The sequence below is a fragment of the Nodosilinea sp. LEGE 07088 genome, assembly GCF_015207395.1.
In the GTDB taxonomy this organism is placed as follows: Bacteria; Cyanobacteriota; Cyanobacteriia; order Phormidesmidales; family Phormidesmidaceae; genus Nodosilinea.
Map to the genome: position 1 here is coordinate 1 of NZ_JADEWX010000330.1, position 2,651 is coordinate 2,651.

General features: G+C 55.3%; 3 protein-coding genes. 1 reads left to right on the forward strand and 2 read right to left on the reverse strand.

From position 1 onward, the window contains the following. The coding region (locus tag IQ254_RS30625) for an ATP-binding cassette domain-containing protein (protein WP_193969910.1) at positions 1-326 on the reverse strand (326 nt) is incomplete at its 3' end. Positions 327-358: 32 nt separating this feature from the next. Beyond that, entirely contained in the window at positions 359-1,549 is a 1,191-nt protein-coding gene (locus IQ254_RS30630; protein ID WP_193969911.1) for a metal ABC transporter solute-binding protein, Zn/Mn family, read from the reverse strand. A 365-nt stretch (positions 1,550-1,914) separates the two neighbouring features. Between IQ254_RS30630 and IQ254_RS30635 the strand changes: the two genes are divergently transcribed. Further along, positions 1,915-2,651, forward strand: a 737-nt coding sequence (locus IQ254_RS30635) for a DUF3479 domain-containing protein (protein WP_193969912.1), incomplete at its 3' end; no start/stop codon positions are given.

Consider the following 2,651-nt stretch of genomic DNA (forward strand, 5'->3'; position numbering starts at 1 on the left):
TCCCAGCCCAGCCCGACCAGCTCAGACGCGGTGATGGGAATGCGGCGATCGAACAAAAAGTTTTGCGGCAAGTAAGCAATGCCCTGGCGAACCTTGGGCGGTAAGTAGCCTCTGGCAGACAGAGGCTGCCCCAGCACAAATATGTCCCCCGACTGGCGCGGCAAAATGCCCAGCACTGCTTGAATCAGCGTACTTTTTCCGGCTCCGTTAGGGCCGATGATGGCGGTGTCTGTTCCGGGTTGCACCTCAAAAGACACATTCTCCACGGCCAGGTGAGTTTCACGGTAAACCGTTAACCCGTCAATGACTAAAACCGGATCGCTCAACTAGTGACTCCTTACTCAGCACTGAACTGGTATTAAAACCGCAGACCCACCCGCTGGGGCACAACTGCCACAGGTTGGGGCACCCAGAGCGGCAGCCATGCCTGATTGGACGCCTCGAAGCTGGTCGCGAGATTGTCAGCGTTCTGGCGCATGATGGTGAGGTAGTAGTCGGGCTGAATCGCGTCGGCAGGGCCGGTTTCGAGGGGGTCAAATACGCTGACCCCAATGTCGAGGTCATTCGCGATCGCATCAAAAGATTCCTGCCCGGCCTGCGGTTCCGTCAGGATTGTCTTCAGCCCTTCGGCCTGCACCGTTTCCATCACTTGCTTCACGTCTTCAGGAGAGGGATTCTCTTCAGGAATGCCCACCAGCGTTTCGGACTCCAGTCCATAGCTGTCGGCAAAATAAGCGGCGAAGTCGTGGAACACCACAAAGGTTCCGCCTTCAAAGGGATCCAGTTTTTCAGTGATTTCAGTATCCAGAGCCTCTAACTCGGCAATGAAGGCTTCAGCGTTGGCCGTGTACTCTGCTTCACCATCTGGGTCAGCCGCAATCAGCCCATCCCGAATGTTTTCTACCTGCTCGATCGCCCGCTTGGGGTCTAACCAAACGTGAGGATCGAATTCACCGTGGGCATGATCGTGGCCAGCGTGATCATGCTCCTCGCCTTCGGCATGGGCTTCCCCTTCGGCGTGATCATGGGCTTCCCCTTCAGCATGGTCATGATCATGGTCGTGGGCTTCAGCCTCGGCGTGGTCATGGCCGTCTTCCTTGGCATGGTCGTGATCGTGGTCACCCGCACTGGCCAGAGTTGCAATGCCTTCGCTGGAGTCGATGACCACCAGGTCAGCATTTTCAGCGTTTTCGATCATGTCGTCCAGGAAAAATTCCATTTCCAGGCCATTTTTGACCAGCAAATCGGCATTGGCGATCGCCTGGGCATCACCCGGTTTGGCCTGATACTCGTGGGGACCGACATTGGTGGGCAGCAGTTGCACCACCTCAGCGCGATCGCCCGCTACAGCGGTTGTGAATTGCGTGATGGGCAAAAACGTGGTCACTACCTGTAACGCATCTTCTGGGGCAGCAGCAACTTCGGATTCGGGAGACTCCGCCTCGCTTGTAGGCGAAGACGTGGCGCAACTACCCAGGCCGAGGGCGATCGCCCCCGCTGCTACCCAGAGGGTTCGCTGAAACGTGGTTTGAAAATTTTGTTTAGACATGGCCGATCGTCCTTTAGCCAACACAAACAAGAGCGCGACAGACTCAAGAATGATAATCGTTCCCAATTAATCTACACCATATCGCGATGAATCGTAGCGACTCACTCCAAAGAAAGTTTGCAGTCTGCCCGCTCTGATGTTTCCTCAATGCCCCACGCCAGTACAAAATGCTGTGCTGTCAGCTGACAATGCATCGTCAACCGCTGTTAGCCCAGCGACTGTACGGCGTGCACTGCGGCGATTGGCAAGTCTCATGAAGGGTCTTGCCTGTACCCGAGGGGCTAATTTACTAACTGTATTAAATAGTCTGCGCAAAATGTAGACCGTATAAGATCAGAGGTATGTGAGTTCAAGAGACTCCCAAGATGCCCAGAATTGTTTTAATTGCTGGCTTTGAGACCTTTAACGCAGGGCTATATCGCCAGGCTGCAGAGCAAGCCACTAAGCGCTGTCCTGAGTTGGAAATTCACGTGTTTAGCGATCGCGACATCGCTCAGAAACCCGATGCGATCGCGCAGGCCCTGGATGTTGCGGACGTGTTCTTCGCCAGTTTGATCTTTGACTACGATCAGGTGCTCTGGCTGCGGGAGCGAGTGCAGCAGATTCCCATTCGCCTGGTCTTTGAGTCTGCTCTGGAACTGATGGCGCTGACGCAGTTGGGCAAGTTCGCAATCGGCGACAAGCCCAAGGGCATGCCCAAGCCCGTTAAGTTCATCCTCGACAAGTTTGGCAACAGCCGCGAAGAAGACAAGCTCGCTGGCTACCTCAGCTTCCTCAAAGTCGGCCCCAAGCTGCTCAAATACATCCCGGTTGGCAAAGTCCAGGATCTCCGCAACTGGCTGATCATCTACGGCTACTGGAACGCGGGCGGGCCAGAAAACGTCGCCGCCATGGTTTGGTTCCTCGGCGAAAAGTACCTCGGCCTCACCGTCGGCGACATCCCTGAAGCCGTCACCGCCCCTAACATGGGTCTACTGCACCCAGATTATGAGGGGTATTTTGAGTCACCCAAGGCATATTTGGAGTGGTATAGGGATAGTAGGGTAGCAGGACTTTCCAGGAAATCCGACGGTTCTCCTGATTCACCCCATCCCCCCATCCC

Bases quoted from the DNA above. Each gene is read 5' to 3' on its own strand.
- IQ254_RS30630 (WP_193969911.1), bottom strand. From the start codon at position 1,549: ATGTCTAAACAAAATTTTCAAACCACGTTTCAGCGAACCCTCTGGGTA.